Source organism: uncultured Lamprocystis sp., from assembly GCF_903933125.1.
Taxonomy (GTDB): Bacteria; Pseudomonadota; Gammaproteobacteria; order Chromatiales; family Chromatiaceae; genus Thiodictyon.
In genome coordinates this window covers 1-3,784 of sequence record NZ_CAIZIZ010000396.1, presented here as the reverse complement: position 1 = coordinate 3,784, position 3,784 = coordinate 1, and the positions used below count along the sequence as shown (strand labels likewise).

Genomic DNA, 3,784 nt, shown 5'->3' with positions numbered 1-3,784 from the left:
GCGATCTGGGGCAGACACGCAAGCGCGATGAGCAGCAGACCGGTCATCGTTCCCGCCCGCCGCGCCGCGACCCCGGTCATATGCGCGAGGCCGAGATTGGCCGATGAGATGCCGGTGGACAAGGTGCCGACGAGGCCGCTGCCGATGGTGCACAGTCCCATACCGTTCAACAAACGGCCGATCATCGGGAGATCAGGACGCCGCCATTTTTCATTATTCATCTTGTCAATCACCACCCCGCACCCCACCGCATCGACGGCATTGATCACGAGGACCAGAACAAGGGGGATGATCGCCGCCGGAACCCAGGTGGGCGTTGGCGGGGTGTAATTGCTAATCGGTAGCGACAGCGGCGGCTGGATCGCGACCTTGGCCATTTCTGCGGCGCCAAAGTCGCCGGTCAGTACCGCCACCAACATCCCCGCCGCGGCACCGATGATCAGGGCCAGCACACGAAGGCGGGGCCTCGACCACACTGAGACGGCGACCAATGATCCCAGGGTGGTCGCGGCGATCAGTATGGACGTCGGAGCGATGCCACCGCGGTCGAGCCCGATAGCGCGTTCTACGCCACCCGGGATCAGGCTCATGCCGAGCAGGACCAACAGCGTTCCGGTCACCTCGGGCGGAAAAAGGACTTGCAGCCGGGGCAAAAAACGTCCCAGCCCAAAAACGACGATCCCCCCTGCCAAGAGGCCGCCCGCCGCGGCGCTCGGGCCATGGGCGTTGGTCACAGCGATGAACGCCATCATCGTAAAGGGGTCCGGGATATACACCAAGAGGTGGCCCGCGCTGAACCGGGTAGTCAGACTGTTCAGCAGGGTACCAAGACCCATGACGACCACCGACAGGGATACGAAATCCCGCAGCGGCGCGTCCGCAAGACCGATGCCTTTGCCGGCAATAACGACATAGATCAACAGCATCAGTGCCACCAGCATATGCTGTATACCCACTGCCAGAACTGTGGGTAGGGGCGGTGTTTCCTGGGCGATATACAGCATATCGCGAGGCCTCTCCCGCTTTGCATCAACAAAGGGAGGCAGAACACGATCGAAATGCTTTCTCCAGTTCATCGGAGTCTCGTCCGTTCGGGGCCAACAGTGGCCCAACATTGTGCCACCACCCGCCGTCCCCCTAAGGTCACCGCACGCACGCGCAGGTATACTGGCGTGTGCAATCTGCTCCAACTCGGGCCGGTCTCATCAGTGCCGATGCCGGCGGGTGGGTGGGATTGCAGGCCCTCGTGGCGTCCTTGCAGCTGAGAAACACTTGGCCGATCATACCATCCTTGGCCGCTGCGACCAGCGGTTCCCGCCGCTAAGCAAAACCGCACTGCGAAGAAGTTATCAAAATGCAGAACGCAGCCCCACCGTCGGCAGTCGTCAACAACAGTTTATTCGCAATGTCGGGCGGCCGCGCTGGGATTGCATCCGAACGCCCTCGCGTTGTCCGCAAGAGCAGTGGACGAACGGCCGTGCCGGACCTGGCCGCTCGACGCGATGATTACCCCGAGACCTGACATGGACTGGCACAAGGCGTTCGACCGCCTCTTGCCGCCGTTTGCCGAAGGCAAACGCGAGAAGCCGCGCGACATGCTCTATCTCGCGTCGGATCGCCCGCCCTGGTCGACCACCCTGAGCGTGAGTATCCAGCACGCGATCATGGCCCTGATGCTGTTGATCTACAGCATGATCGCCGGTCAGAGCATGGGGCTGGCGGGTGCTCAACTGCGCGACTTTTTGGCTCTTGGCATGCTGGTGATGGGCCTGGGCACCGTGCTGAATGGTCTGACGACGCGCTTCAGCGCCGGCCATCTACTGGTCAATCAGCAGGGTCCTTTGAACATCACCATCTTCATCGCGGTCGTCGAGTCCTCCGGGCCGGGCGCCGCCGCCGGCGGGGTGCTGGTTTACGCACTGATGATGTTGCTTATTGGGCGTTTCTTGCCGCTGCTGCGGGTGCTGTTTCCGGCTGAAGTGAGCGGCGTCTTGTTGGTGCTGCTGGGCATGGGCATCGTACCGGTTGGCATCCGGCGGGCCACCGGTCTGGCGGCGGGGACCCTCAACCCGCTCGACCCCAGCGCCGTGCTGATCGCTGCGGTTACCCTCGGGACGATCTTCGGCTTGGCGGTGTGGTCTCCTGGCCGCGCGCGAATCTTCGCATTGCTAATCGGTGCCGCCGCCGGACTGCTGATGGCTGTCCTGACCGGTGTGCTTGGCGGTGCCGAACTGGCGCGGGTGGCGGCGCAACCCGTATTTGCCTTGCCCGGCGAGTATTACCGGCCGACACCACCGACCTGGGTCCCGGCGGCAATCGTCCCTTATCTCTTGGGGTCGATTATGGCAGCCGTGGATACGGTGGGTTCCGGTGTGGTGATCGACAAGATGAATAATGAGCGATGGCGTAGACCCGATCTGCCGATGATCGGTCGGTTACTTAATGGGTTGGGCCTCTGCCATCTCTTGAGCGCTGTGACAGGCACCATCGCGACCTCGATTTCTTCGGTCGATCTGGGGCTGGCGCATGTCACTGGGGTGGCCGCGCGACGGGCCGGGGTCGTGACAGGCCTGCTGTTGATTGCGCTGGCATTACTGCCCCAGATCACTGCCTTCGTGATTCTGCTGCCGGCGCCGATCGTTGGGGCGATCCTGATCTATACGGCCGCCTATATGATGGTGTCGGGGGCAGAGTTGATCCTGTCGCGCCTGCTCAATGCGCGACGTCGCGCCACCGTGGGGCTGGGTCTGGTGGCCGGCACGGCCGTATTCATGGTCCCGGAGTTGACAGCCCAAGCGCCCTTGGCGTTCAAGCCTATCCTGGGCTCGGGCCTGGTGGTCGGGGTGTTTTGCGCCATGCTGTTGAATTTTCTTTTTCGTATCGGTGTTTCCCAGCAAGGCGAGTGTGTACTCGATGGTGCCGGCCCGCAAGCGCAAGCCACCCGCTTTCTGGAGGACCGCGGGGCCGACTGGGGGGCCCGCCGCGAGGTCATCGGACGGGCCGGCCTGGCCGTCGGCGAGGCCTTGGAGGCCTTGCGCACGGCCGGCGTAATGGCCGGGCCAGCGCGGCTGGTTGCGCGATTCGATGAATACACCCTGAGTTTGCTGATAGACTACCCAGGCCAGGCATTGCATCTCGCCGCCATGCCGGCGATGAATGCCCAGGCGCTGCTCGACCTGGATCAGGACGAGGAGGCGTTCGAGGCGGCGATGGCGACACTCTCCGGGGCGCTGATCCGCCACCTGGCCGACCGGGTCGAAACCCAGGAACAGTTAAATCGGGGGCAATTGCGGTTAAGTTTCAATCATTGATGCCAGGATATGCGAATTATGAGCATGTTATCGAGCAAGAGCCCGGTGTACTAATCCTGATGCTCAATGGCCGACTGGATACAAACAGCGCGCCCGAGGCCGATCGACAGTTCGGTGATTCAATCGATCAGGGTGAAACGCGGGTGCTGGTGGATTTTGCCAAGACCGATTGCGTTCCGTATTCCCGGCGGAGGTGACTGGGACCATCGTCACCATGGTTGGGATCGAGGTTATACCATTCAGCGTTAGACGTTTTTTTGGGGTCGATGTCAGTCATCCAACGCTCGACCTCATGGCCCTGCCGGTCGCGGTGATCACCCTTGTCGTTATGACAGCAATTCCCGGCCAATTTTTTTTCCTTTATAAACAATATGATAAATTCTTTTTCCGAAGGCGTTTTTACGGATTCGTGACTCTGCTAGAATAGCGAATTGGACTACCTGCAATGATTCGATTGCGCATCTTTTGTTACT

General features: G+C 61.4%; 2 protein-coding genes. One reads left to right on the top strand and one right to left on the bottom strand.

The genetic code is table 11. The features are described 5' to 3' along the window. Positions 1-1,190 (bottom strand): solute carrier family 23 protein (locus QZY03_RS21080; RefSeq protein WP_295584298.1); only part of this gene is annotated, 1,190 nt, incomplete at its 3' end. Positions 1,191-1,523: 333 nt separating this feature from the next. On the opposite strand from QZY03_RS21080, the gene QZY03_RS21075 reads away from it, so the two are divergent. Then, the gene (locus QZY03_RS21075; protein ID WP_295584296.1) at positions 1,524-3,311 is read left to right on the top strand and encodes a solute carrier family 23 protein; all 1,788 of its coding nucleotides are present in this window, start codon (positions 1,524-1,526) and stop codon (positions 3,309-3,311) included. The last annotated feature ends 473 nt before the right edge of the window (positions 3,312-3,784 follow it).

Bases quoted from the DNA above. Each gene is read 5' to 3' on its own strand.
- QZY03_RS21075 (WP_295584296.1), top strand. From the start codon at position 1,524: ATGGACTGGCACAAGGCGTTCGACCGCCTCTTGCCGCCGTTTGCCGAA.